24 protein-coding genes are annotated in these 26,049 nt (G+C 71.8%); 11 read left to right on the forward strand and 13 right to left on the reverse strand.

All coding sequences use genetic code 11. The features are described 5' to 3' along the window. Positions 1 to 90: 90 nt before the first annotated feature. The 5 genes from ABD286_RS15960 to ABD286_RS15980 all read right to left on the reverse strand — a co-directional run bounded on the left by ABD286_RS15960 (position 91) and on the right by ABD286_RS15980 (position 3,676). Positions 91 to 534, reverse strand: a complete 444-nt coding sequence (locus tag ABD286_RS15960) for a Fur family transcriptional regulator (RefSeq protein ID WP_344195231.1) — start codon at positions 532 to 534, stop codon at positions 91 to 93. Next, positions 531 to 1,571 (reverse strand): metal ABC transporter permease, encoded by a 1,041-nt coding sequence (locus ABD286_RS15965; RefSeq protein WP_344195233.1) that lies wholly within the window; start codon positions 1,569 to 1,571, stop codon positions 531 to 533. The genes ABD286_RS15960 and ABD286_RS15965 overlap by 4 nt, the downstream gene beginning before the upstream one ends. After that, positions 1,568 to 2,389, reverse strand: a complete 822-nt coding sequence (locus tag ABD286_RS15970) for a metal ABC transporter ATP-binding protein (protein WP_344195235.1) — start codon at positions 2,387 to 2,389, stop codon at positions 1,568 to 1,570. The genes ABD286_RS15965 and ABD286_RS15970 overlap by 4 nt, the downstream gene beginning before the upstream one ends. Further along, the gene (locus ABD286_RS15975) at positions 2,386 to 3,333 is read right to left on the reverse strand and encodes a metal ABC transporter substrate-binding protein (RefSeq protein ID WP_344195237.1); all 948 of its coding nucleotides are present in this window, start codon (positions 3,331 to 3,333) and stop codon (positions 2,386 to 2,388) included. Before ABD286_RS15975 ends, ABD286_RS15970 begins: the two co-directional genes overlap by 4 nt. A gap of 61 nt (positions 3,334 to 3,394) precedes the next feature. Next, positions 3,395 to 3,676 (reverse strand): DUF6703 family protein, encoded by a 282-nt coding sequence (locus tag ABD286_RS15980; RefSeq protein ID WP_344195239.1) that lies wholly within the window; start codon positions 3,674 to 3,676, stop codon positions 3,395 to 3,397. A 96-nt stretch (positions 3,677 to 3,772) separates the two neighbouring features. Here ABD286_RS15980 and ABD286_RS15985 point away from each other — a divergent pair, with 96 nt between their 5' ends. Together ABD286_RS15985 and ABD286_RS15990 are read left to right on the forward strand one after the other, a co-directional pair. Further along, positions 3,773 to 5,164, forward strand: a complete 1,392-nt coding sequence (locus ABD286_RS15985) for a glycine--tRNA ligase (protein ID WP_344195241.1) — start codon at positions 3,773 to 3,775, stop codon at positions 5,162 to 5,164. A 25-nt stretch (positions 5,165 to 5,189) separates the two neighbouring features. Next, positions 5,190 to 6,842 carry a sigma factor-like helix-turn-helix DNA-binding protein gene (locus ABD286_RS15990; RefSeq protein WP_344195243.1) on the forward strand — a complete coding sequence of 551 codons (1,653 nt, stop codon included), beginning with the start codon at positions 5,190 to 5,192 and terminating at the stop codon, positions 6,840 to 6,842. Positions 6,843 to 6,885: 43 nt separating this feature from the next. Here the strand turns inward: ABD286_RS15990 and ABD286_RS15995 are convergent, their stop codons facing one another. From ABD286_RS15995 to ABD286_RS16010, 4 genes are all read right to left on the reverse strand, one after another. Next, on the reverse strand, positions 6,886 to 7,911 hold the full coding sequence (locus ABD286_RS15995; protein WP_344195245.1) for a sensor histidine kinase: 1,026 nt from the start codon (positions 7,909 to 7,911) through the stop codon (positions 6,886 to 6,888). Beyond that, positions 7,911 to 8,456: a heme NO-binding domain-containing protein gene (locus tag ABD286_RS16000; protein ID WP_344195247.1), complete on the reverse strand. Its 546-nt coding sequence runs from the start codon at positions 8,454 to 8,456 to the stop codon at positions 7,911 to 7,913. The genes ABD286_RS15995 and ABD286_RS16000 overlap by 1 nt, the downstream gene beginning before the upstream one ends. Before the next feature lie 199 nt (positions 8,457 to 8,655). Beyond that, the gene (locus ABD286_RS16005) at positions 8,656 to 9,354 is read right to left on the reverse strand and encodes a spermidine synthase (protein ID WP_344195249.1); all 699 of its coding nucleotides are present in this window, start codon (positions 9,352 to 9,354) and stop codon (positions 8,656 to 8,658) included. 34 nt (positions 9,355 to 9,388) lie between these two features. Further along, positions 9,389 to 10,597: a threonine synthase gene (locus ABD286_RS16010; protein WP_344195251.1), complete on the reverse strand. Its 1,209-nt coding sequence runs from the start codon at positions 10,595 to 10,597 to the stop codon at positions 9,389 to 9,391. Positions 10,598 to 10,816: 219 nt separating this feature from the next. Here ABD286_RS16010 and ABD286_RS16015 point away from each other — a divergent pair, with 219 nt between their 5' ends. The 6 genes from ABD286_RS16015 (at position 10,817) to ABD286_RS16040 (ending at position 18,495) form a co-directional block, all read left to right on the forward strand. Beyond that, positions 10,817 to 13,087: a cell wall-binding repeat-containing protein gene (locus ABD286_RS16015; RefSeq protein WP_344195253.1), complete on the forward strand. Its 2,271-nt coding sequence runs from the start codon at positions 10,817 to 10,819 to the stop codon at positions 13,085 to 13,087. Between the two features lie 92 nt (positions 13,088 to 13,179). Next, entirely contained in the window at positions 13,180 to 14,652 is a 1,473-nt protein-coding gene (locus ABD286_RS16020) for an HNH endonuclease signature motif containing protein (RefSeq protein ID WP_344195254.1), read from the forward strand. Between the two features lie 111 nt (positions 14,653 to 14,763). Further along, complete coding sequence (locus ABD286_RS16025) at positions 14,764 to 15,714, forward strand: ABC transporter ATP-binding protein (RefSeq protein ID WP_344195256.1); 951 nt, start codon at positions 14,764 to 14,766, stop codon at positions 15,712 to 15,714. Next, entirely contained in the window at positions 15,711 to 16,511 is an 801-nt protein-coding gene (locus tag ABD286_RS16030; RefSeq protein WP_344195258.1) for an ABC transporter permease, read from the forward strand. The genes ABD286_RS16025 and ABD286_RS16030 overlap by 4 nt, the downstream gene beginning before the upstream one ends. Positions 16,512 to 16,561: 50 nt before the next feature. Then, a complete protein-coding gene (locus tag ABD286_RS16035) occupies positions 16,562 to 17,890 on the forward strand; it encodes a sensor histidine kinase (RefSeq protein ID WP_344195260.1) in 1,329 nt (442 codons plus the stop codon). Then, a complete protein-coding gene (locus ABD286_RS16040; protein WP_344195262.1) occupies positions 17,887 to 18,495 on the forward strand; it encodes a response regulator transcription factor in 609 nt (202 codons plus the stop codon). Before ABD286_RS16035 ends, ABD286_RS16040 begins: the two co-directional genes overlap by 4 nt. A gap of 51 nt (positions 18,496 to 18,546) precedes the next feature. Here ABD286_RS16040 and ABD286_RS16045 read toward each other — a convergent pair whose 3' ends face one another. Further along, complete coding sequence (locus tag ABD286_RS16045; protein ID WP_344195264.1) at positions 18,547 to 19,416, reverse strand: sulfurtransferase; 870 nt, start codon at positions 19,414 to 19,416, stop codon at positions 18,547 to 18,549. Positions 19,417 to 19,454: 38 nt separating this feature from the next. Here ABD286_RS16045 and dusB point away from each other — a divergent pair, with 38 nt between their 5' ends. Then, entirely contained in the window at positions 19,455 to 20,675 is a 1,221-nt protein-coding gene (dusB, locus tag ABD286_RS16050) for a tRNA dihydrouridine synthase DusB (protein ID WP_344195266.1), read from the forward strand. Positions 20,676 to 20,766: 91 nt separating this feature from the next. Here the strand turns inward: dusB and ABD286_RS16055 are convergent, their stop codons facing one another. After that, the gene (locus tag ABD286_RS16055) at positions 20,767 to 21,339 is read right to left on the reverse strand and encodes a type 1 glutamine amidotransferase domain-containing protein (RefSeq protein WP_344195268.1); all 573 of its coding nucleotides are present in this window, start codon (positions 21,337 to 21,339) and stop codon (positions 20,767 to 20,769) included. A 134-nt stretch (positions 21,340 to 21,473) separates the two neighbouring features. Between ABD286_RS16055 and ABD286_RS16060 the strand changes: the two genes are divergently transcribed. Both ABD286_RS16060 and ABD286_RS16065 read left to right on the forward strand, forming a co-directional pair. Then, entirely contained in the window at positions 21,474 to 22,199 is a 726-nt protein-coding gene (locus tag ABD286_RS16060; protein WP_344195270.1) for a YdeI/OmpD-associated family protein, read from the forward strand. A 10-nt stretch (positions 22,200 to 22,209) separates the two neighbouring features. After that, positions 22,210 to 23,448 carry a deoxyguanosinetriphosphate triphosphohydrolase gene (locus tag ABD286_RS16065; RefSeq protein ID WP_344195272.1) on the forward strand — a complete coding sequence of 413 codons (1,239 nt, stop codon included), beginning with the start codon at positions 22,210 to 22,212 and terminating at the stop codon, positions 23,446 to 23,448. Between the two features lie 21 nt (positions 23,449 to 23,469). Here the strand turns inward: ABD286_RS16065 and ABD286_RS16070 are convergent, their stop codons facing one another. Continuing rightward, positions 23,470 to 24,507 (reverse strand): ABC transporter ATP-binding protein, encoded by a 1,038-nt coding sequence (locus tag ABD286_RS16070; protein ID WP_344195274.1) that lies wholly within the window; start codon positions 24,505 to 24,507, stop codon positions 23,470 to 23,472. Further along, positions 24,504 to 25,979: an ABC transporter permease gene (locus ABD286_RS16075; protein WP_344195276.1), complete on the reverse strand. Its 1,476-nt coding sequence runs from the start codon at positions 25,977 to 25,979 to the stop codon at positions 24,504 to 24,506. The genes ABD286_RS16070 and ABD286_RS16075 overlap by 4 nt, the downstream gene beginning before the upstream one ends. Positions 25,980 to 26,049 lie beyond the last annotated feature (70 nt).

Raw genomic sequence — 26,049 nt, forward strand, 5'->3', positions numbered from 1 at the left:
GGGCGATTCGCGCTGGTTCCGGCACACCCATCGCCCGGACACGGGTCAGGACCCCACCCCCGCACCGCCGGGGCACAGAAGGTTTCGGCCTCAGCGGGAGCAGTCGGCGCAGGTGCCGAAGATCTCCAGGGTGTGGTGCACGTCGGTGAACCCGTGCTCGGCGCTGACCTTGGTCGTCCACGCCTCGACGGTCGGGCCCTCGACCTCGACGGTGCGTCCGCAGTCACGGCAGACGAGGTGGTGGTGGTGGCCGGTCGAGCAGGCGCGGTAGACGGCTTCGCCCTCGTCGGTGCGCAGCATGTCGATCTCGCCGTCGGCAGCCATCGCCTGGAGGTTGCGGTAGACGGTGGCGAGCCCGACCTTGTCGCCGGCCTCGCGCAGCAGCGCGTGCAGCTCCTGGGCGGAACGGAACTCGCCGGTGTCGGCGAGGACCGCGGCGACCGCGGCGCGCTGACGGGTCGGCCGCCGCGTGGCCTCGACGGGGTCGACCGCGTCAGAGGTGGTTGAGGGGGTGCGTTCCTGGACTCCGGTCATCGGGGTGCCGTCTCCTTCGGTGCGAGCCCGTCACGGTCGTGGCCGCTGTCCGGTCCGTCGTGGGGGTGGTCGTCGGGGGCGTGCTCGTCGTAGTGCCCTTCGTGGGGTGCGTGCCGGTGGCCGTCGTGGACGTAGTCGACGTGGTCGTCGTGGGCCACAGCGGCGTGGCCGCAGCCGGGACCGTGCTCGTGGTCGTGGCGCTCGGCCAGCCGGTGCCGCGCGGCTCGCGCCTTGGCGCCGAGGGCGCTGACCGTGGCCACGACGACGAACGCGCCGATGGCGAGCAGCACGATGGTGCCGCCGGAGGGCGTCTCCGCGTAGTACGACGTGATGACGCCGCCCACGCTGGAGAGCACGCCGACGAGGACGGCCCAGCGGACCGAGGCCCGGAAGCTGCGCCCCAGGAGCTGGGCGGTGGCGTTGGGGATGATCATCAGCGCGCTGATGAGCAGCAGGCCCACGACCCGCATCGACACGACGACCGTGACCGCGGTGAGGATCGCGAGGGCGATGTTGAGCGCGGTGACGGGCAGGCCGCTCGCGCGGGCGTACTCCTCGTCGTTGGCCACGGCGAACAACCACGGCCGAAGCAGCCACGTCGTGAAGAGCACGACGACGGCGAGCCCCGCGAAGACCCAGAGGTCGTTCTGGTCCGCCGTGGTGATGGCGCCAAAGAGGTATGCCGTGAGGTTCGCTGGGCTGCTGCTCGGCGACTTCGCGATGATCACGACACCGGCGGCGATGCCGCCGTAGAACATCACCGCGAGGGCGATGTCCCCGCTGGTGCGGCCTCGCGAACGGATCAGCTCGATGGCCACGGCTGCGGCGACGGCGAAGAGCAGGGCGGTGAGCACCGGGGCCTGCCCGGTCAGGAGTCCGACCGCGACACCTGCCAGGGCGACGTGGCCCATCCCGTCACCGATCAGGGACAGCCGGCGCTGGACGAGGAAGACGCCGACCAGGGGAGCGGCGATCCCGACCAGCAGGGCGGCGACGAGCGCCTGGCGCATGAACTCGAGGGCGAGGATCTCGCTCATCGGCGTGCTCCTTCGCGGGGGTCGAGCGGCCCGGCCGAGGGCGCGCCGGGCAGGTGCGTCCGGCCCGGTGCCGGCTCGTCGTCGTGGTGATGGTGATGGTGGTCGTGCCCGAACCCGTCACGGTGGGCGGCGAAGTCGTCGGGGGTGCCGTCGAAGGCGATGTGGCCGCCCTGCACCACGACGATCCGCGTGACGATGCCGGCGAGCGCGGCGAGCTCGTGGGTGACGATGACCATGGTCGTGCCGCGGTCGGCCAGCCGGGCCAGGACGGTCTGGAGCACGTGCTGGTTCGCGGCGTCGACACCTGCCGTCGGCTCGTCCATGAGGAGGACGTCGGGGTTCGACGCGAGCGCACGGGCGATGAGCACCCGGCGCTGCTGCCCACCGGAGAGCGTGGACACGTCGGCGTCCGCCCGGTCGGAGAGGCCGACGACGTCGAGCGCCTTGTCGATGATCGCGACGTCCTGCGCGCTGCGGACCACCGGCCGCCACCAGCGGTGGTGCGACAGCCGCCCCACGGCGACGATCTCCTCGACCGTCGCCCGCACCGAGGCCGAGAGCGTGTGGCGCTGCGGGACGTACCCGAGCCGGGCGTGGTCGTGGAACGAGTCCCGCGGCTGCCCGAAGAGCCGGACCTCTCCACCGAGGTGGTCGTTGAGCCCGAGCAGCCCGCGGACCAAGGTCGACTTGCCCGAGCCGTTGGGGCCCAGCACGGCGACGACCTCACCGGCGTGCACGGCGAGGTCGGCGGCCTGGACGACGGCCCGGTCGGTGTACCCGAAGGAGGCCCGTCTCAGCTCGATGATCGGGTCGGTCACGAACACTCCTGTCCTGCCTCGAGCGTCGCCAGGTTGGCCCGCATGACGCTCGGGTAGTCCTGGCCCGCCGACTTCGTGGTGATGCCCTCGATGGGGTCGAGCACGGCCAGTGTGGCACCGGTCTCGCGCGCCAGGGTCTTCGCCACGTCCTCGCTCACGAGGGTCTCCGCGTAGACGGTGGTGGCCCCGCTCTCCCTGATGTGGGCGGCGAGGTCGGCCAGGGCCGACGGGCTCGGCTCGCTGTCGGGGGTCAGCCCGGTGATGCTCTCCTGCGTGAAGCCGTAGGCCTCCGACAGGTAGCCGAAGGCCGCGTGCGAGGTGACGAGGTCCTTGACCTTGCAGGTCTTCAGCCCCGTCCTGAACTCCCCGTCGAGGCTCACCATCTGGGCGCGGAACTTCTCGGCGTTCGCCGTGTATGCCGCCGCGTTGGCGGAGTCGCGCTTGCCCAGCTCCGCGGCGATCGCGTCGCCGACGTCGGCGTAGCGCAGGGGGTCCAGCCAGAAGTGCGGGTCCTTGGCCTCGCCCTCGTGCGCCGAGTGCTCCTCCTGCGACTCACCCGCGTGGTCGTGGCCGTCCTCGGTGGCGAGGAGGTCGAGCCGGGCGGCGGGGGAGACGTCGAACGCGCTGTCGGCGGCCTCGCCCTTGACGGCGTCGTCGACGGCGGGCTGGAAGCCCTTCTCGTAGACGACGAGGTCGGCCTGGGCGACCTCGCCCACCTGCTTGGGGTTGAGCTCGAGGTCGTGCGGCTCGGCGCCCGGCTTCGTCAGCGCCTGCACGGCGACGTGGTCGCCCCCGATCTGGGAGACGGCGTACTCGAGGGGGTAGAAGGCGGCGGCGACGGTGACCTTGCCGTCAGAGGCGCCCGACTCCCCGGCCGACCCGCAGGCGGAGACCATGGCGATGGCGATTGCGGCGGCGGACAGACCGAGGAGTCGAGGCGTCATGACAACCATTCTCATCTGAAATGAGAACCATTGTCAAAACAGCCGAGGCTCGGCGTCCCCGTCAGCCGCGCGGGAAGGCCTGGGTGAGGGTGATGGCCACGGCGATGAGCACGATGGTGATCCGCATCAGGCGCTGGGTGGGGTCCATCACCGGCCACGCGAGGTAGAGCGTCCACAGCAGGAACAGCACCACGACCAGCAGCAGCACCCAGCCGAAGGGCACGAAGAGGCCGGCCAGCATCAGGCCGAGGATCAGCAGGAACGGCACGACGCGGGGGAGCGCGTTCAGCCTCTCGACGGCGGGTTGGCTGGCACGCTGGATCGACTCACGCAGGGAAGACACGCAGGAAACCCTAGATGGTGGGTGACACGAGCGGCCGCGGCGGCCACGCGGCATACCCCGTCCAACGGTGGGGAAGGGCACAGTAACCTTGCGCGCATGGCTGCGCCCTCCACCGTTGACACCGTCGTCTCCCTCTGCAAGCGCCGGGGGTTCGTCTTCCCCTGCGGTGAGATCTACGGCGGTACGAGGTCGGCGTGGGACTACGGCCCCCTGGGTGTCGAGCTCAAGGAGAACATCAAGCGGCAGTGGTGGAAGAGCACCGTCACCAGCCGTGACGACGTCGTTGGCCTCGACTCCTCGGTGATCCTGCCGCGCCAGACGTGGGAGGCCTCCGGCCACGTGGCGACGTTCTCCGACCCGCTGGTCGAGTGCCTGTCGTGCCACAAGCGCTTCCGCGCCGACCACCTCCAGGAGGCCGTCGCCGAGAAGAAGAAGCTCGACAACCCCGACGACGTCGCGCTCGCCGACATCGCCTGCGCCAACTGCGGCACGCGCGGCCAGTGGACCGAGCCGCGCCAGTTCTCGGGCCTGCTCAAGACCTTCCTCGGTGTCGTCGAGGACGAGTCGGGCCTGCACTACCTGCGCCCCGAGACCGCGCAGGGCATCTTCCTCAACTTCCTCAACGTCATGCAGTCCGCGCGCAAGAAGCCGCCGTTCGGCATCGCCCAGACCGGCAAGAGCTTCCGCAACGAGATCACGCCGGGCAACTTCATCTTCCGCACGCGCGAGTTCGAGCAGATGGAGATGGAGTTCTTCGTCAAGCCGGGCGAGGACGAGACCTGGCACCAGTACTGGATCGACGAGCGCACCAAGTGGTACACCGACCTCGGCATCAACCCCGACAACCTGCGCCACTTCGAGCACGCCCAGGAGAAGCTGAGCCACTACTCCAAGCGCACCGTCGACATCGAGTACCGCTTCAACTTCGCGGGCAGCGAGTGGGGCGAGCTCGAGGGCATCGCCAACCGCACCGACTTCGACCTCAAGACGCACAGCGAGCACTCGGGCACCGACCTCGTCTACTTCGACCAGGCCAGCGGTGAGAAGTACACCCCGTACGTCATCGAGCCGGCGGCCGGGCTGTCGCGCTCGCTCATGACGTTCCTCGTCGACGCGTACACCGAGGACGAGGCCCCCAACACCAAGGGCGGCGTGGACAAGCGCGTCGTCCTCAAGCTCGACAAGCGCCTCGCCCCGGTCAAGGCCGCGGTGCTTCCGTTGTCGCGCAACGCCGACCTGTCGCCGAAGGCGCGCGACCTCGCGGCCACACTTCGCCAGCACTGGAACATCGACTTTGACGACGCCGGCGCCATCGGTCGCCGGTACCGCCGCCAGGACGAGATCGGCACACCGTTCTGCATCACCGTGGACTTCGACACCCTCGACGACCACGCGGTGACGATCCGTGAGCGCGACACCATGGCGCAGGAGCGCGTGGCGCTCGACCAGGTCGAGTCCTACCTCGGAGCCCGCCTGCTCGGCTGCTGACGCAGCAGCCGAGCACGGGGGAGGTATGCAGCCCGCGGTCGACGCCGACTTCGCCCGGTACGTGCGGGCGCGCCAGCACCGGTTGCTGCGCGCCGCCCACCTCGTCTGCGGTGACGAGCGGCTGGCGCAGGATGCGCTCGAGAGTGCCCTCGCCACGGTGGCCGCACGGTGGCCGCGGGTGCGCGAGTACCCGGACACGGTGGTGCGCCAGCACGTCTACCGCGAGGCGCTCGCCGCGGCGAAGCAGGCCGGCACCGAGTCCCTGGCCGCCGAGCTGGCGACGGAGCTCGCGACCGAGCCCGCCTCGGAATCTGTCCGTGGGTCCGTCGATGGATCCGTCGGTGGACTGGCGGCGCTGACCCCACGCCAGCGGGCCGTCGTCGTGCTCCGGCACTTCGAGGAGCGCAGCGAGTCCGACGCCGCCGAGGTGCTGGGGGAGTCGCAGGCAACGGTCGCCGGGGAGGAGCAAAAGGCCCTGGCCACCCTGGGGATGGGCGCGGAGGCTGTCGGCGGCTTCCTCGACCGCGCCAGCCAGCGGCTCGTCGAGGTCGACCTCGCCGACCGCGCCTGGGCGTTGGCCCTGGACCGTCGCGCCCGCCGCCGCCGGCGGGCGCTGTCGGGAATAGGCAGCGTGGCAGCGGCCGCGGTGGTCGTCGCGGTGGCCCTGGGGGTGGAGCGCGGTGGGTCCTCCCCGTCGCCGGGCCCGACGCCCTCGACGTCGGTGACGGCGCCGGTGAACCGGCTCCCCGACGGCACGATGTACGCCGCGATGCCCTTGGAGGGGGACGAGGACCAGCTGCCCGACTACGACGCCGGACTCCCGTCGGCGATCGATCCGGAGGGGCGCGCGGTGGAGCTGTCGTCGCTCGCGGGCCCACCGCCGGACGTCGTCGCCGTCTACCTGCGTCGGGCCGGAACGCACTACCGCGCGGTGCTGGTGCCCAAGGGTCGCACCCAGGTCGTCGTGGACGGGCTGGACCTGCTGCCGACCCGCGACGCGGGAAGGAACGACGGAGTTCCGTTGGGGCCCAAGGCGATCAGCGCCGACGGACGCTGGGTGGTCTTCGCCCAGCCACGCGCCGTCGTGCGGCTCGACCTCAGGACCGGGTCGTTCGAGAGGTATGCAGTGCCGGCGGAGGACCTCGCCGTGGCCGAGTGGACCGACGGGCAGACCGTGCGAGCCCGAACCGCCGACAGGTCGTTCACCCTCGACCTCGGCAGCAGCTCTCCACGGGCGGTGGCGGCGGCGCCCGCAGCCGAGCGGCTCGACCCGCGCGGACTGCCGGTGACCGACCTCGTGGGGGAGACGGTGTCTGCCGGACCGTGGTCGGCGAGCGGTGCCGTGCTCGACCAGGTCGTCACCTCGCCGGTCATCGTCCGCGGCAACGGGCCCATCTACCAGGGGCTGGTCGCGGTGTCCGGCGCCGGCGAGCCCGGCCGGGTGCTGCTGGCCCCCGAGTCACCGGACGGGCAGACCGGCCGGTTCGTGTCGTGCTGCACCGCGCTGGCCTGGGCCGACCCGTCGACGCTGCTGTTCCGCTCTGCCGGCTACGACGGGTCGTGGGTGTTGGCGTGGAACGTCAGGACCGGTCGCGTCTACGACGTCACCCGCCTCGACGAGGGGCGTGGGGTGGACTACCCGCAGGCCCTCGCGCTCGCAGTGGGCGAGCGGGGCTAGGAACCGAACTCTGCCGGCGGCGAGCCGGGCAGAGCAGGCGGGGCTAGGACGCGGCGGAGCCTGCTGCGGTGCCCCGTCGGGAAGCGGTGGCGTCGACCCGACCTCGCGTGCCCCGGGTGCCTTGGGGGTCGGAGGACCGCAGGGTGCCGACCGGCAGCCGGACCGTCACCGTGGTGCCCTCGCCCTCGGTGGAGGCCAGCCACACGGTCCCGTGGTGGCGCTCGACCGCGGTGGCGACCAGGGCCAGCCCGAGACCGGTGCCCTGGATCTCCTCCGCCACGGAGCGGGAGGACCGGAAGAAGCGGGCGAACACCCTGTCCTGCTCGTCGGCCGGGATGCCGATGCCGGTGTCGATGACCTCGAGGACCACGTGCGTCCTGTCGTGGGTGACGCGCACGCACACCGAGCCGCCGTCGGGCGTGAACTTGACGGCGTTGTTCACCAGGTTGAGGACCACCCGCTCCAGCAGCGCGGCGTCACCGTCGACCCACGGCGGCACGCCGTCCGGCGCCTCGACCGAGACCGACATGCGGCGCCGGATCGCCAGGGGCATCAGGGACCGTTGCACCTGGCCGGCGACCTCGACGAGGTCCACGGGGCAGACGACCATCGTCTCCTGCTGGTGCTCCAGCTCGGAGAAGGTGAGGAGCTCCTCGACGAGCTGGCGCAGGCGGTGCGCGTTGCGGCTCATGACGTCGACGGCCTCGGTCATGCCCGGCCCCGCCACGATGTCGCCGTCCTCGATCATCTCCAGGTAGGCGATGATGCTCGTCAGCGGTGTGCGGAGCTCGTGCGACACCGTGGACAGGAAGGCGTCCTTGGCGTGGTCGAGGTCGCGCAGGCGACGGATCGCCTCGTCCTGCTGGTCGTGGAGCTCACGCAGCTCCCGGAGCGAGGCGTAGAGGTCGGACGTGGCCCGCTCGCCGATGTTCTCGGCCTCGACACGGGCTGCGCGCTCACGCTCCAGGCGTCTGCGCAGCCGCTGCACCTCGCGGTGCATCTCGGACTCGGGTGACGACCCGCTGTTCGTCGGTGCTCCGGTGACGTCCTGGTGGTCTCCCTTGCCCACTACGCGGCAGGCTGGAAGTCGACGGCGAAGGTGCAGTGGTCGCGCCCCTCGTGCATGCAGCCCTCGTGGCGCACCGTGACCTTCTCGCCGTAGTACTCGCCGGCGCCGACCAGCATGCCCTCGGCGAGGGAGCACAGCCGGCGCTGCGACCGGTAGTGGATCTGCAGCTGTTTGGCGTCGGCATCGCCGAACCAGAACTCGGGCGGGTTGGAGTCGGCGTGGAGCTTGCGCACCTCGGCGTGGATCACGTCGTTGAGGGTGAGGACGAAGCTGCGTGCGTCGGTGTGCGGCGTGAAGAAGTGCGGGTAGCGCCGGGCCAGGCCGAGCAGTGCTTCTCGGCCGAGTCCGCGGGTGAGGTCCTCGGGCGGGGTGTCGAGGGCGGCTGCGCCGGCGCCGACGAGCTTGGTGAGGTCCTCGTCGGGGTAGTTGCCCAGGGCCGTGTACGAGCCCTCGACGCCGGCGGCATCGACGAGGTCGTCCCAGGTGTCCTCGCCGTGACCGCTGACGACAGCGTCCTCGACGAGGTTGAAAATGATGCCCTTCACGTGTGCCTCTTCCTCGCGTCGCTGGGGTCGACCCTCACCGGGCAGTGCAACTTTCAAGGAGCCTAGGTCTGCGGTCTCAGGGACGACAGCCGTGCAGGCAGGACGGTACTTTCGGCCCACCCGGGACGCAGACGAATGGCCGGATGGGCGTCAGCCCTCCCGTCGCGTGGCGCGACACGCCGTTCGAGGAGCGCGTCGGTCAGCGCCGCGGACGGATCGCTCGGTAGACGGTGTTCGTCGACTCGCCGCCGGTGATCGGGTTGGGGAACGGGACGACGTGGGCGTCGGCCTGCTCGAACGCCTCGCCCATCCGCCGGACCACCTCGGGGACGGGTGGCTCGTCCGACCACAGGGCGAAGACACCGTCGTCGGTCAGCATCGCGCCGACCCTCGAGAAGCCCTCGACGGTGTACAGGTCGCCGTGGTCGTCGCGCAGCAGCCAGTCCGGGGCGTGGTCGATGTCGACCAGCACCGCGTCGTAGGTGCGGTCGGCACGTCCGGACCGCACGAGGTCGAAGAAGTCGTCGTGCACCAGCCGCACCCGGGGGTCTGCAGCCAGGCCGTGGGTGTCCGGGAAGAGGTCGCGCTCGTGCCAGGAGATGACGGCCTCGAGCGCCTCGACCACGGTCAGCTCACGGACCCGGTCGTCCTCGAGGGCTGCCGCGGCGGTGTAACCGAGGCCGAGCCCGCCCACGAGGACCGTCGATGCCGCCGCCGTCGAGGCGGCGAGGCCGATCCGCGAGAGCTCCTGCTCGCCCACGACGAACTGGCTGGACATCAGGTAGTCCTCGCCCAGCCGGACCTCGAACACATCGCGCCCGGTCACGCGGTCGAACCGTCGGCGGAGGCTGATCTCACCCCAGGGGGTCTCGGCCCAGTCGAGCTCCTCGATCTTCACCTCCCGAGACTAGGGCCTCACCCGCGCGCCCCGGTCAGGGCAGCCGACCACCCACCGGGAGCAACGGCGCGTCGACGGTGATGGTGTCGGGGTACTTGATCCCGGTGCCGGTGTTGATGACGAGCACGTGCTCGTCCTCGCGGATCCACCCCGACTCCCGCAGGTCGCGCGCCGCGGCGAGGCACGCTGCCCCCTCGGGGCAGATGAACGCCCCGTCGGACGCCGCCAGTCGGCGCTGCTCGGCGAGCAGGTCCTCGTCGCTCACCTCCACCGCGCAGCCGTCGGTCTCCCGGATCGCGTCGAGGACGAGGAAGTCGCCTAGCGCCTTGGGCACCGTGATGCCGAAGGCCACGGTCTGCGCGTCGGGGAACGGTTCGCTCTCCCTGGCGCCCGCGCCATACGCCCGCACGATCGGTGCGCACCCGGTGGCCTGGACGGCCACCCAGCGCGGCAGGGGACCGGTGATCCAACCCATCTCGCGCATCTCGAGCAGTGCCTTGTGGATGCCGATCAGGCCGACGCCTCCGCCGGTGGGGTAGAGGATCACGTCGGGGAGTCGCCAGCCGAGCTGCTCGGCGAGCTCGTAACCCATGGTCTTCTTGCCCTCGAGGCGGTACGGCTCCTTGAGGGTGGACACCTCCTGCCAACCGGGCCGGCGACCGATGGCCTCGTGCACGATGGCGCCGGCGTCTCCGATGAGCCCGTCGACGAGGTAGAGCTCGGCCCCGGCCGCAGCGCACTCCGTGCGGGTGATCTCGGGTGCGCCCTCGGGCATGACGATGAGGGACGGGAGGCCGGCGCGCGCGGCATACGTCGCCCAGGCGGACCCGGCGTTGCCGTTGGTGGGCATGCCCACGCCGCGCACCCCGAGCTCGGCGGCGCGGGACACCCCGACCGCGGCCCCGCGGGCCTTGAACGTCCCGGTCGGGATGAGTCCCTCGTCCTTCATCGCCAGTCGGGGCAGCCCCACCGCCCTTCCGTATGCGGGGAGGCCGACGATGGGGGTCCAGCCCTCGCCCAGCGTGGTGACGAAGCGGGGGTCACGGACGGGAAGCACCTCGTGGTACTTCCAGAGCGAGGCCTCGCGGGTGGCGAGGACCGCCTTGTCGACGGTGGCTGCGACGCGCTCGAGGTCGTAGCGGGCGAGCAGGGGCGCGCCGACGGGGCTGGTGCCCTGGACGACGTCGGCATCGTGGCGCTCGCCGGTACGGGAGCACTCGAGGTGGCTGAGGTGGGAGAACACGGTTCCTTCCCGGTGATCGGGTGTGGGGAGCGGGCGCGGGGCCGGGAGTCGCCCGGCGGTCCGCGTTCGGTGCGCGGGTTCGCGCGGGGAACGTGGTGGGCGCCCCCCGAATTGTGCACAGAACGCCCACGTGGGTGCAGGTGGTGCCTTACCTTGTGCCTGTCCGCCGCATGAACTGTCTTGAGGCTTGGACATCGCCGGGTCAGATGGAGGGGAACCATGGCGCGTGGCTCGCGGCAGAGTCGGCACTCACGTCTTCACCGACGTCGTCACGGACGCGTCGGGCGGCGGGTCGCAGCGACGGGAGCCGGCGCGCTGCTCGGTGTCACCGGACTCGTCACCGGGCTCGTCACCGGGCTCGTCACGGGGCTCGGCGTCGGAGCGGCCGGCGCTGCCGCTGCCGGTGCGACAGCCTTGACCGGACCCGCGGCCACCACCGGAGCGTTGGCCGCCAGCGGCTGGGACCCACAGAGGTTCGCCCTGCCGTGGGTTCCGGCACCCTCGGTCGACGGGGAGCTCAGCGTCGCGCAGGTCGACGCGTCAGGGGCGGGGACGATGCGCGTGTTCCGTCGCGACGGCACTCCGGCGGGTCCGTCCACGCCGATCGACGGGCGACAGCTGGTCTGGAGCCCTGGTGGTGACGCGGTGATCGCCGATTCAGGCAGGGGCTACGACCTGGTGGGACCCGGCGACATGGTCATGTCGACCTACCCCTACAAGGCGCCCGCCCTGTGGTCTCCCTTCGGTGACAGCATCACCACCACGACCAAGGTCAGCAGCGGCTACCTCCCCATCGCCAGGTGGGCTGTCGACACGTGGCGCTACTCGGGCCTCATCCGTCCCGCGGCGTACGACCCCGGAGCGCCCGCCCCCACCCCAGACGGCTTCGGGTTGGTCGTGACGGTCCCCTCCGACGTCATCGCTGGTCGGCGCGACCTGGCCCTGACGGCGAAGGACAAGGCCACCGAGGCTGCACCGTTCCCACGCGTGTTCCCGAACGGCGGGCAGACCCCGTTCGCGACCCCGGAGCCGTTGGGCTATGCCACCGTGGACGCTCGGGAGCCCGTGGTCGGCCCCGACGGCACGCTGGCTTTCGTCGGCACCACCGATGCAGGCCCGGCGATCTTCGTCGACGAGGGGTCGGGCGCCATCCCGGTGGCCGCCCTCGGAGCCGACTGCCCCGGTCAACGCCCCGGCTTCGCCCCCAGCGGCACGATGATCACCTACGTCTCCTCGGGTACGGGCTGCACCTCGAGTGCGCTGAAGGTGTTGGGACGTCGCCACGGCTCGTTCGCGGGCGGTCCGGCCTCGATCGTCGCGACCTCACCGTCAGGCAGCACCTTCGAGTCGGCATCGTGGCGCGCCCGGACCCCCGAGGCGTTGATCGAGCGCCTGAGTGGCGCGGATCGCATCGCCACGGGCGTGGCGGCGAGCCAGTGGGGCTGGACCACGTCAGACGGGGCAGTACTGGCCTCCTCGACGTCCTTCCCGGACGCCGTCGTGGGAGGGCCGTTGGCCGCGGCCGTCAAGATGCCGCTGTTGCTGAATGGTCCGAAGGTCCTCGACCCGCGCGTGCTGGCCGAGCTCGAGCGCCTGACAGCCCGGACAGAACCTGTGCGCCGCACGGTGCACCTCGTCGGTGGTTCGGGAGTGATGAGTCCCGACATCGAGAAGGCGTTGAAGGGCAGGGGATTCCGAGTTGTTCGTCATGCAGGAGCTGATCGGTACGCCACGAGCGTGGAGGTGGCCAAGGCGGTCCGCTCACGCTGGACCGGCAACCCCACGTACCTGTCTGTGTTCCTCGCCGACGGGCGGTCGTTCCCCGACGCCCTGTCGGCTGGTCCAGCCGCTGCCCGGCTGTCGGCTCCGGTCCTGCTCACGAACGGCACCAGCATCCCTGCCACCGTGCGCACCCACGTGGCCGCCGGTGGATACGTGGATGTCTACGGCATCGGGGGTGCGGCGGCCGAGGGCGCCTACGCTCTCTACGGGAGCAGGTCCTCGGGGCTCTACGGCAAGGACCGGTACGGGACCAACGCCCAGGTCCTGGCGACGTTCTTCCCGGGCGCCACGGTGATCGGGTACGCCTCGGGGGAGGCCTTCCCCGACGCCCTCACCGGAGGTTCTCTGATGGGCGCTCTCGGACAGCCTCTGGTGCTCGTGCGCGATCCCTTCACGGGACTCGGTGGGGTGGGCGACGCCTACCGGGCGAGCACCGAAGCCATCCTCCTCTTCGGCGGCGTCAGCGTGCTGTCGGACGCAGTGAGTCGTGAGGCGCTGAGGGCAGCGGGGAACCAGACCGCGCTGTGGGGCTTCACCTCTCCGACGGTCCCGAACCCGCGTCTTCCCGGCGCGACGGACGCTGCCGCGACGATGGCGAGGACCACGGTGGGCTCACCCTCATGGGTAGGTCTTGGACGGCTGACCACCAACGGCAACGCCCGGCTGCGGCTCGTCGGGCAAGGCCTGCGGCTGCCAGCGGGAAGGTGACTTCGTTAGTCGAGTTGCGTTGCTGGGCAATGTGATTGGGTCTGCGGAGTCGTGCGGGGGCGTTGTCGGTGGTCGCCGATAGTGTCCTTGGTATGGCGACCAGTCCAAGGATCACGAATCTGTCCGCGCGCGGCTTCGGCCGTCCGGTGGTCAGTGGTGCCGAGGTTGCTCGGGGGGTGTTGGCGCAGGCCGATCTGGAGCGGGTGGCGTTGCTCGACGATGCCGGGGTCGCGGACGCGTTGAGGGTCCTGGCCGATGTGCGGGCGGCGGTGTCGGCGCAGCTGGTGGTGGTGTTGGCCGAGGCGAAGCGGCGCAGCCTGGGGGCGGGACAGGGGTGCGGTCCGGTGGACTGGGCGCGGGCGGTCGCTCCGTCGTTGCCGACCCGGGACCTGCTCGAAGCGGACGTCGTCGCGGGCGTGGTGGCGTTGTCGTCGTCGGTCGCGGCGCCGGACCGGCGTCTGGTCGAGGTCGTCGAGGCGGTGGCGGGAGCCACGTCGCCGGATCCGGGGGTGCGGGAGCAGGCGTTGTCGGTGACCAAGGCGGCGCAGGTGTGCCGGTTCCACCGGGGGATCCGTGGTCTTGCCGAGCCGGGGTGGCTTGCCGAGTCGACGGCAGGGCTGCTGGGAGGGGCTCGGGGTGATCGCGGGTGGGACGAGAAGACGTTGGCGACCGGGTTGCGGCGCACGGCCGACCTGGCTCGGTCCGAGGGGTCGGTGGAGCGTGACGCGCAGGTGCGGCGGGAGCACCGGTCGCTGGTGAAGGGTCCGGGTCCGGTCGGGATGTGGCGGTACACGCTCATGTTGGACGAGGAGGGTGCTGCGGTCGTCGATGCTGCGGTCGACGCGTTGGCCAAACCCCGCCGTGACGAGGACACCGGGGAGCTGGACGTGAGGTCCCCGGCTGCGCGGCGTGCGGATGCGTTGTTGGACCTGGTCGTGCGGGCGGTGTCGGCTCCGGAGGGGGTGCCGAGGCAGGCGAAGACGTCGTTGGTGGTGACGGTGCCGTTGGAGGTGTTGGCGCAGCGGTGTCGTGGTGCGGGGATGACGCTGCAGGGTCAGGACCTGGGTGCGGGCGTGGTCCGGCGCCTTGCGTGTGATGCGCAGGTCGTGCCGGTGGTGCTCGGCACGGCGGGGGAGGTGCTGGACCAGGGCATGGCGCGCAGGTTGTTCGACCGGGCCCAGATCCGCGGTCTGTGGCTGCGTGATGGGGGGTGCACGTTCCCGGGGTGCTCGAAGCCGGCGGCCTGGTCTGATGCCCATCACCTGGTCCACTGGGCCGACGGTGGACCGACCGACCTGGGTAATGCGGCGTTGTTGTGTCGGGCGCACCACACGGTCGTGCACACCTACCGGTACGCGGGGAGGGTCCGTCACGAACCGGGCAGCAAGCCGCGGGTCGAGTGGGACCTGACCATCGGCTCCTACGACCAGGCTCTGACCGACCAGCGCCACCAGCAGGAGCGGCACGTCGGGGACCAGCCGCGCGAACGCGGGCAGGACCGCGCACGCGGCCATGGTCGGCAACGGCGGCGAAGTCTGCCCAGCTCCCTGCCCGCCACTGGGTGAGCGGGCGCTGAGCCCTGCCCACAGCTGCCTGAGCGGCCCCTGACAGACGTCATGGGGAGGTCGTGACGAGCGTCGCGGGTCGCCGGGCCCTGCACGCAGCACGGTGGAGGCATGTCATCGACGCAGACCGTGCGGCGGCCCAGCGGGGGAGCCGCCGTCCACACCGTTCCCGCGATCGAGCTGACCGGGCTCACCAAGAGCTTCGGCAGCGTCCACGCCGTCCGCGGCCTCGACCTGACCATCGCTCCGGGCGAGGTCGTCGCCTTCCTCGGCCCGAACGGCGCCGGCAAGACCACCACCATCGACATGGTCCTCGGCCTGTCCCGACCCGATGCCGGATCAGTGAAGGTGCACGGGCTCGACCCCTCCACCGCGGTCAGGCGGGGCCTGGTGAGTGCGGTCATGCAGTCCGGGGGACTGCTCAAGGACCTCACGGCACGCGAGACCCTCGAGCTCACGGCGAGCCTGTTCGCCGGGACCCGTCCGGTCGACGAGGTGTTGGACAGGGCCGGAATCAGCGACCTCGCCGACCGCCGCGTGGGCAAGTGCTCGGGCGGCCAGCAGCAGCGGCTGCGGTTCGCCATGGCCCTGCTGCCCGACCCGGAGCTGCTCATCCTCGACGAACCCACCACCGGCATGGACGTCACCGGACGCCGGGACTTCTGGAGCGCGATCCACGAGGACGCGGCACGTGGTCGCACCGTCGTGTTCGCGACCCACTACCTCGAGGAGGCCGACGCGTACGCCGACCGCATCGTCCTCGTGAGCCACGGCGAGGTCGTGGCCGACGGCACCGCGTCCGAGGTCAAGTCACTCGTGTCCGGACGCACGCTCCGGGCCACCCTCCACGACGCGGATCCTGTTCTGCTGCAACGCCTGACCGACATGAGTGTGGTCGACAGCGTCGAGCTGCGCGGCGACACCCTGATCGTCACGTCGACGGACAGTGACGCCGTCGCCCGGCACCTGCTCACCACCAGCGACGCCCACGACCTCGAGATCACCAGCCGCGGTCTCGAGGACGCCTTCATCAGCCTGACCTCAGAGGGAGCCGAGTCATGACCACCACGACCCACCGCCTCGAAGCACAGGGCACGCAAGGCGCCGTGCCGGCACTCGGAGGGCTCAACCCGACGTTGCTACGACTCGAGGTCAGGCGCCTGCTGCGCAACCGTCGCACCCTGGTCTTCGCGGTGATCATGCCTGTCGCGTTCTTCTTCATGTTCGGGACCGGGCAGTCCTACTCGAACCAGGACGCCGGCCACGGCAACGTCGCGGCCTACGTCATGATCGACCTCGCCCTGTACGGCGCCATGCTCTCCACCACCAGTGCCGGCGCCATGGTGTCGGTGGAACGGGCCCAGGGCTGGAGCAGGCAGCTGCGGCTCACCCCGCTCACGTCCGCGGCATACATCGCCGTCAAGGTCCTCGTGGCGCTGGTCCTGGCCGCGATCTCCATCGTGGTCACGTATGGCGCCGCCGCCCTCGGTGGGGCGCGCGCCGAACCCGCGGTCTGGGTCGAGACCGCGTTGGCGGTGTGGATCGGCTCGCTGGTCTTCGCGGCGTTCGGGGTCTTCATGGGGTACCTGCTGCCGAGTGAGAACGTCATGCAGGTCCTCGGCCCGGTCCTCGCGCTGTTCGCCTTCCTCGGCGGGATCTTCGTCCCGCTGGAGCAGCTGGGCCACGCCTTCCAGGACGTCGCCACCGTGACCCCGATGTACGGGCTGGGCGAGCTCGTCCGGACCCCGCTCACCGGCGACGCCCCCGGGTGGGCCGCCGTCGCGAACGTCGCCGTGTGGTTCGCGGTCTTCGTGGGAGGAGCGGTGTGGCGCTTCGGCCGGGACACCGCGCGCGTCTGAGCGCCGTCCTGGCCGCGGCATCGGCGCTGGACTCTGAGAGGCTGGGTGCCGTGAGCGCACCAGGGCCCAGGGACGCCTTCGCCGAACCACGTCCGCGGCTGCTGGACTCCGAGCCGGACGCAGGCTGGAGCGGACGCCTGTTCGGTCTCGTCTTCGCCGGGATCTGGCTGGTCTTCCTGTCGGACGCGTTCTCTGCCGCTTGGCGGCACCGGCTCGAGCTGCGCGGCGACGCCGCCCTCGTCGTCCTGGTCCTGTTCGTCGCCCTCTACATCGCCCACTTCGCGCACCTGCGCGGGTCGGTGTGGGGGGAGTCGACGCCGGCACCGCACCGCTGGTTCGTCACCCGGACCGGGGTCGCCGGCTGGCTGGGGCTGGCCGTGCTCGCCGGGCTGTCGACGATCACGGTCGGCCAGGAGGGGGCGAGCACCTGGGTGTTCCTGGCGGTGTCGGGGCTCTGGACGTTCCGGCTGCGGCTGGGCCTCGTGCTCGGAGTGGCGCTCGTCCTGCTCTACGAGTTCCTCACCTTCCACGTCGACGGGTGGAGCCACGACGCCAGCATCTCCATGTCGATGGTGCTGGCCATGGCTGCGGTGACCGGCGGCATGATCGCCTCGCAGCGGCAGCGGGCCCTGGCCGAGGCGCGACAGGAGAACGCGCGCCTGGCCATCCAGGAGGAGCGCAACCGGATGGCCCGCGACGTCCACGACATCCTCGGCCACAGCCTCACCGTCATCACGGTCAAGGCCGAGCTCGCCGCACGGCTGCTCGAGGTCAGCCCCGAGCGCGCCCGCACCGAGGTGGCCGACCTCGAACGGCTGGCGCGGGACGCCCTGGCCGACGTGCGGCAGGCGGTGGCCGGGTTCCGGGAGATGTCGCTGCCCGCGGAGCTGGCGCGGGCGCGGTCCTCCCTCTCTGCAGCGGGGATCGAGGCCGACCTCCCGACGGCGGCCGACGCGGTCCCCACCGACCTGCGCGAGCTGTGTGCCTGGACGCTGCGGGAGGGCGTCACCAACGTCATCCGGCACAGCGGTGCCACCACCTGTCGGGTGACCCTCGACGAGGGCGGGATCACCGTGGCCGACGACGGGCCGGTCCACCGCGGCGACCCGGGAAACGGAGGCCACGGAGGTGACGCGGGCAGGTCGGACGTCACGAGCCATCCCCAGGCCGGGACCGGGCTGATCGGGCTGCGCGAACGAGCCCAGGCGGCCGGAGCCCAGCTCCGCACGGTGGTTCTCGACCCGCACGGGTTCGAGCTGTCCGTGCGCACCGTGCCCTCCGTGCCTCGTCCGGTGTCGGGCGGTCCGGTGTCGGGTGGACCGGCGTCGGGTGGACCGGTGTCGGGTGGGCCGGCGGCCGGCGAGAGGGTGGAGGCATGACGATCAAGCTGCTCCTGGCCGACGACCAGGCGCTGGTGCGTGGAGCGCTGGCCACCCTGCTCGGCCTCGAGGCGGACATGGAGGTCGTGGCCGAGGTCGGCCGCGGCGACGAGGTGGTGGCGGCTGCGCGGCGGAGCTCACCCGACGTGGCCCTCCTCGACGTCGAGATGCCCGGACTCGACGGGATCGCGGCCACGGCGGCCCTGCACGCGGCCCTGCCCGGTGTGCGGGTGCTGATCGTCACGACGTTCGGGCGACCGGGGTTCCTGCGCCGGGCGCTGCAGGCCGGGGCCAGCGGGTTCGTCGTCAAGGACACCCCGGCCCGTCAGCTCGCCGAAGCCGTCCGGCGGGTGCACGCAGGGCTGCGTGTCGTTGACCCCGCCCTCGCCGCGGACTCGCTGTCCGGCGGCGACTCGCCGCTGACGGCCCGCGAGACCGAGGTGCTCGTGGCGGCCCGCGACGGGGGTTCGGTCGCCGACATCGCCAAGCACGTCAGCCTCTCCGAGGGGACCGTCCGCAACCACCTGTCCTCGGCCATCGGCAAGACGATGGCCCGGAACCGGGCCGATGCCGTGCGCATCGCGGACGAGTTCGGCTGGCTCTGACGTCCCCTTCGCGATGGGTCGATGTCAACGCGCCCGGAATCACGGGCGTGTTCACATCGAACTGTCGAGAGTCGCCACGGGGCGGTCCGGGTCGCTGACCCAGTCGCTCCACGAGCCCACGTACAACGTCGCGTCGATGCCGGCCTCGTGCAGGGCCAACAGCTCGTGAGCTGCCGTCACCCCGGACCCGCAGTAGACACCGACCGGCGGGCCATCAGCCTGGATCCCCAACGAGGAGAACCGGTTCCGCAGCTCGTCTGCAGGGAGCAGCCGTCCGTCGGCGCCGGCGTTGTCCGTGGTGGGCGCGTTGACCGCACCGGGGACGTGTCCGGCCACGGGGTCGATCGGCTCGGTGGAGCCGGAGAACCGTTCGGCGGCTCGGGCGTCGACGAGGACGCCGTCGCGCGCCACCTCGGCCGCCGAGGCCGCGTCCAGGACGGGCAGCGATCCCGCCCGCACGGTGACGTCGCCGGTGGCGGTCGCGGGCACGTCGGTCGTCGTCGCGCCACCCGCCGCCGTCCACGCCGTCAACCCTCCGTCGAGGACGCGGACGTCCTCCACGCCGGCCCAGCGCAGCACCCACCAGGCCCGGGCCGCGGCGAAGCCCGGTCCCTGGTCGTAGACCACCACCCGACCGCCGGCCCGCACGCCGGACCGGCGCAGCGCGGTCTCGAGGACGGCGGGGTCCGGCAGGGGGTGCCGACCACCGCGGCCGTCGACAGCGACCGGGCCGGCGAGCTCGGTGTCGAGGTCGACCCACGTCGCGCCAGGCAGGTGCGCCGCTGCATACCTCTCCCTGCCCACCGGACCCGGCGCACCAGTGAGGACCCACTGGACGTCCATCAGCACGGGTGGGGTGGGGGAGGCGAGCTCGGCTCGCAGGTCGGCGGCGCTGACCAGGGCACTGACGAGGGCATGCATTCGGCCAGTCAAGCAGCAGATGGGACACTGGTGTCGCCATGACGACCGCCACCGCACCCCAGACCAGCGTCCCGTCGCCCGTCCTGCCCCCGCTGCAGATCGGCCGCCACACCATCGAGTCGCCCGTCGTCCTCGCCCCCATGGCGGGGATCACCAACCGTGCCTTCCGGAAGCTGTGCCGCGAGTACGGGCGGGACGGCCTCGAGGCCGGTGGCGCCAGCGGGGCGACCTCGCTGTACGTCAGCGAGATGATCACCTCGCGTGCCCTCGTCGAGCGGACGCCGGAGAGCATGCGCCTCATCGAGCACGACCCGGACGAGTCCCCGCGGTCGATCCAGCTCTACGGCGTGGACCCGGCCACCGTCGGCGCGGCCGTGCGGATGCTCGTCACCGAGGACCGGGCCGACCACATCGACCTCAACTTCGGCTGCCCCGTCCCCAAGGTGACCCGCAAGGGCGGGGGAGCGGCGCTGCCGTGGAAGAAGGACCTCTTCACCGCGATCGTCGCGACCGCGGTGCGTGAGGCGAGCCCGTATGACGTGCCGGTCACCGTGAAGATGCGCAAGGGCATCGACGACGACCACCTGACCTACCTCGAGGCGGGCCTGACGGCCGAGCGTGCAGGTGTCGCAGCCGTTGCGCTGCACGGTCGTACGGCGTCGCAGGCGTACTCGGGCCAGGCCGACTGGAGCGCCATCGCCCGGCTCAAGGAGACGGTGAGGACCATCCCGGTCCTGGGCAACGGCGACATCTGGTCGGCGGAGGACGCACTCCGCATGGCGACCGAGACCGGCTGCGACGGGGTCGTGGTCGGGCGGGGCTGCCTGGGTCGGCCATGGCTGTTCACCGACCTCGCCGCAGCCTTCGCCGGGACGACCGCCCGCGCGGAGCCGACCCTCGGAGAGGTGACGGCCACGATGCGCCGGCACACCGAGTACCTCGTCGACTTCTACGGTGACGAGTACAAGGCCTGCCGCGACATCCGCAAGCACATCGCCTGGTACCTCAAGGGATTCCCCGCCGGATCGACCGTGCGCCACTCGCTCGCGCTGGTCGACTCGCTCGACGCCCTCGACACCCTGATCGCGACCATGGAGGCGGACGCCCCGTGGCCGGGGGAGGCAGCCGAGGGCCAGCGTGGTCGTGCTGGTTCGCCGCGTCACGTCGCACTGCCGGAGGGCTGGCTCGACTCCCGCGAGCTCAACGACGCCGCACGCGAAGCCGTCGCCCAGGCCGAGCTCTCCGTCTCCGGAGGCTAGACCCGGGCGACGGCACCGCTCGCCTGGCCCCGGCGTTCGATGCATACGCGCCGTGAGTTCGCGGCGCGTACACATCGAACCGAGGGAGGGGTCAGGCAGGGGTCGAGGACTCCTGCGCCGCAGCGCCGTGGGCGATCGACTCGAGCAGCTGGCTGTTGAACGCCGGCAGGTCGTCGGGGTTGCGGCTGGTGATGAGGTTGCCGTCGACGACGACCTCCTTGTCGACCCAGGTGGCGCCGGCGTTGCGCAGGTCGGTCTGCAGGCTCGGCCACGACGTCAGGGTGCGGCCCTTGAGGACGTCGGCCTCGATGAGGGTCCACGGGGCGTGGCAGATCGCGGCGACCGGCTTGCCGGAGGCGACGAAGTCACGGACGAAGCCGACGGCGTCGTCGTCGGTGCGCAGGGCGTCGGGGTTGGCGACACCGCCGGGCAGGACGAGGGCGTCGTAGTCGTCCACGGAGGCGGACTTCACGGTCTTGTCGACGGGGCGCGTCTCGGCCTTGTCGAGGTGGTCGAACGTCTGCACCTCGCCCTCCTCGGGCGACAGCAGCACCGGGGTGGCCCCGGCGTCGGTGACGGCCTGCCACGGGTCGGTCAGCTCGACGCGCTCGATGCCCTCGGCGGCGACGAGGAAGGCGATGGTCTTTCCACTCAGATGGCTCATACCTACAGCCTGCGACGCCCCGCTTGGGCTCGCAATCTGCAGGGACGCGCTCCTCCTGTGGCGAAGGCCACCGTTTGGGATCTTCCCGGCGGGGAACAGCAGTCGCCGTCAGACCGCCGTGGCAGGCTGACTGCATGATCGGGACACCGGGCGGGACCCTGGAGCGGCCGGCGACGTTCTTCTCCGGACCCGAGGAGTTCGGGCGGTGGCTCGCCGCCCACCACGAGACCGAGACCGAGCTCTGGATGGGCCTGCGCAAGAAGCATGTGCCCGACCGCGGCCTGACCTGGGAGGCGGCGGTCGTCGAGGCACTGTGCTGGGGGTGGATCGACTCGGTCGCCCAGCGCATCGACGAGGACACCGTCCGGCAGAGGTGGACCCCGCGCAAGGCGCAGAGCACCTGGAGCAGCATCAACATCGCCAGCGTCGAGCGCCTCAAGGCCGAGGGGCGGATGAAGCCGTCGGGCCTGGCCGCCTACGAGCGCCGGTCCCCTGAGCGGTCCGGGATCTACGCCTACGAGACGCGTGACCGTGAGCTCCCCGAGGCGTATGCAGCCCGGCTGGCTGCCGACCCGCGCGCCACCGCGTTCTGGGAGGAGGCGACCCCGTCGTACCGCAGGACCGCGGTCAACTGGGTGCTGACCGCCAAGCAGGAGGCCATGCGCGAGAAGCGGCTGGCCCAGCTGCTCGACGACTGCGCGCACGGCCGACTCATCCCGTCGCAGCGCTACGGCCAGGCTCCACGATGGCAGGAGCGCGCGGCCGAGGCAGCCGCCCGAGCGGGCGCGACCAGGCCGACCGGCGCGGCCGGGTCCGCTGCCGACGACACTGCCTCCGCCGGAGCGGGTGACGACGCCTAGAGTTCCCCGCGTGGGGTACACCGAGGTCGACCGGGAGCGTTGGGTCCGCGAGGACCCGGTCCTCAAGCGCGCCGACCGCGACGACTTCGCCCGCGACCGTGCGCGCCTGGTCCACTCGGCATCCCTGCGGCGGCTCTCGGCCAAGACCCAGGTGGTGCAGCCCGGTGACGACGACTTCGTCCGGAACCGGCTGACGCACTCGCTCGAGGTGGCCCAGATCGGCCGTGAGTTCGGGGCAGCACTGGGGTGCAGCGCAGATGTCGTCGACACCGCCTGCCTGGCCCACGACCTCGGGCACCCGCCCTTCGGGCACAACGGCGAGCAGGCGCTCGATGCCGTGGCGGCGGACATCGGCGGCTTCGAGGGCAATGCCCAGACCCTCCGGCTCCTGTCGCGCCTCGAGCCCAAGCGCACCCACCCCGACGGTCGGCCCGCCGGGCTCAACCTGACTCGCGCCAGCCTCGACGCCGCGACGAAGTACCCGTGGGCCCGTGGCGCAGCCCCGGCCGCCGTCGGTGCGACGCCGAAGTTCGGCGTCTACGAGGACGACCTCCCTGTCTTCGAGTGGTTCCGCGACGGACGTGAGCCGGGACGGCGGTGCCTCGAGGCAGATGTCATGGACTGGTCCGACGACGTGGCCTACTCCGTCCACGACGTCGAGGACGCGATCGCCTCCGGGAGGCTCGACGTCCGTCAGCTGCGTGACGGCGCTGACGTCGACAGCGTCCTCGCGGTCGCCACCGGCCTCTACGCCGCGGACCTGGGCACCGACGCCCTCGGTGCGGCGCTGGAACGCGTGCTCGCCAGCGGCGCCGTCCCGGCGGCATACGACGGGTCGCGGACCGACCGGGCAGCGTTGAAGGACATGACGTCCCGGCTCATCGGACGCTTCGTGCTCGCCGTGGAGGTGGCCACCCGCGAGCGGCACGGGACGGGCACGCTGACGCGGTATGCAGCCGACCTCGTCGTCCCGGACGACACCCGCGCCGAGTGCGCAGTCCTCAAGGCCGTCGCCGCGCACTTCGTCATGCACGCCCAGGAACGCGTGACGGTCATGGCCGGTCAGCGCGAGGTCGTGCGGTCGCTCGTCGAGGCGTACCAGGCAGATCCGCCCGGTCGCCTCGACCCCGACCTCCTCGCCGACTGGAAGGCTGCCGACAGCGATGCGGCCGCGCTGCGGCTCATCGTCGACCAGGTCGCCTCGCTCACCGACGTCCGCGCCCTGGCCCTGCACCAGCGCTGGTGCTGACCCGGAACCTGAGGAACGAGATCAGGCGGGGCTGAAGGCCCGCGCTTCGCCGACCACGCTGAGGCCGACGATCGACCCAGCGGCCGGCACGTCCGTCCCGTGGATGCGGGCGGTGACGACGGTGTGGTCGGCCTGCAGGCGCAGGGCGACGAGGGCGTCGTGGCCGAAGTACGTGGTGGACAGCACCTCGGCGCAGGGGCGGCCCTCGGCCACGGTCCCGAGCTGGATCTGCTCGGGACGCAGCAGCACGTCGACCGTGCCGGGAGGAGCCGGCTGGTGGACCGGGATGGTGCCGAGCGACGTGGCGACAGAGGTGCCCTCGGCCCGGCCGCGCAGGAACACCGCGTCGCCGAGGAAGGCCGCGGCGTGCCGGTCGGCGGGCGTCGCGTAGACCTCGGTGGGTGCCCCCACCTGGGCGAACCGACCCTCGTGCATGATCGCGACCTCGTCGGCGAACGACAGCGCCTCGGACTGGTCGTGGGTGACGAGGATGACCGTGACGCCCTCGTGGGCCAGCGCATCGGCGACGGCCTGACGGGTCGAGGCGCGCAGTCCCGCGTCGAGCGAGGAGAACGGCTCGTCGAGCAGGACCACCGACGGGCGACGGGCGAGTGCCCGGGCCAGGGCGACGCGCTGCTGCTGCCCACCGCTCAGCTGGTCGGGCCGTCGGGACGCCAGGTCGGCGGACAGGCCGACGAGCTCGAGCAGCTCCGACACCCGGTGACCGGCGCGGCGGGCGGCGCGGGGCAGGCCGTACGAGACGTTGTGCCCGACCGACAGGTGCGGGAAGAGGTTGCCCTCCTGCGGGACGTACCCGATGCCGCGGCGCTCGGGGGCGACCCAGGTGCCGGGGCCCACGACCGTCTGCTCACCGAGCTGGACGGTCCCGGCGTCAGGAGTCTGGAACCCCGCGACGACCCGCAGCAGGGTCGTCTTGCCGCACCCCGACGGGCCCAGGATCGCCGTCGTCGTCCCCGAGGGCACCACGAGGTCGATGCCGTGCAGCACCGGGCGCGGTCCGTAGGAGGCGTCGACACCGCTGACGCGCAAGGTGGTCACAGGGCAGGCTCCTCGTCGGGGGATCGAAGCAGCAGGTAGGTCAGGGGAGCGGACACGAGCATCATCGCGGCGGCATACGGAGCCGCGCCCGCGTAGTCGATGCTCTCACTGGCGCTCCAGAAGGCGGTGGCCAGTGTCTGCGTGCCGGTCGGGGCGAGCAGCAGCGTGGCGGTCAGCTCGGTCGAGACGGCGATGAACACCATCGCGAAGCCGGCCAGCGTCCCCGGCAGCGTCAGCGGCAGCAGCACCCGGACGAACGCGCGGAAAGGACTGTCGCCCAACGCCCGTGCCGCATCGGTGAGCTCCTCGGGCGCGTGCGCCATGGCCGCCCGGATGCTCACCATCGCGCGGGGGATGAAGAGGATCGCGTATGCCGCGACGAGGACGACGCTCGTCTGGTAGACCGCGTTCGCGTAGGTGACCGAGAGGGTGACCAGCGCCAGGGCGATGACGACCCCGGGAAGCGACGACGCGACGTACGTGGCCCGCTCGACTAGAACCGAGAGCCAGCTGCGACGGCGGGCGATGAGCCAGGCGATGGGGAAGGCCGCCACGACGGTGATCAGGCCGGCACCCAGTCCGAGGCCCAGGGTGCTGCCGAGGGTCTGGAGCAGCTCGGGCACGTCAGGCTGGGCGTCGCCCGCCACGAACCAGTAGAGGAGGCTGCCGAGCGGCACCCCGAGGGACAGCACGGTCAGGAACGCCAGACCCAGCAGGGCCGGTGCGGTCCAGGCGCCGAGGTGGGCCGGCAGCGCGCGGCGGGCGGCCCCGCGACCGAAGCGGGAGTGGCGCATCGTCCCGCGCAGCAGCAGCTCCACGGTCAGCAGGCCGAGGCAGAGGGCGATGAGGACGAGGGCGAGCAGGCTGCCGGCGCTGTTGCTGAAGGCCACCTGGAACTGTTCGAGGATCGCCGTCGTGAACGTCGGGAAGCGCAGCATCGCCAGCACGCCGAACTCCGACAGAAGGTGCAGCGACACGAGCAGCATCCCGCCGAGCGCCGCCGGACGCAGCTGGGGGAGCACGGCTCGGAAGAAGGTCGGCCACGGTCCGAGGCCGAGGGAGCGGGAGGAGTCCTCCATGCTCTGGTCGAGCCCGCGCAGCACCGCGGCGACAGGGAGGAAGACGAAGGGGAAGTAGGACAGCGTGGTCACGAGGACCGCGCCGGCCAGTCCCTCGAGGTCGGGGCGCACCGTCGTCCACGCGTAGCTGTTGACGAAGGCCGGAACCGCGAGCGGCGCGACGAGCAGGACCCGCCAGAACCTCGCGCCGGGCAGCGACGTGCGCTCGACGAGCCACGCGGTGGCGATGCCGATGGCCGTCGTGAGAGCCACGGTGAGGACGACGAGCGACGCGGTGTTGCGCAGCAGCTCACCGACCCGGGGCCGCCACAGCAGGTCCCACGCGGCGCCCACCCCGGTGTCGAAGGCGGTGAAGCCGACGACGAGCAGGGGCAGCACGCACAGCGCCGCCACGGCGAGGCTCGCCGCGACGACTGCTGCCGGGGCGGAGGGAGACCCTCCGCGCCGCCTGGCCGGTGCCCTG

The organism is Pedococcus aerophilus (assembly GCF_039532215.1).
GTDB classification, from domain to species: domain Bacteria; phylum Actinomycetota; class Actinomycetes; order Actinomycetales; family Dermatophilaceae; genus Pedococcus; species Pedococcus aerophilus.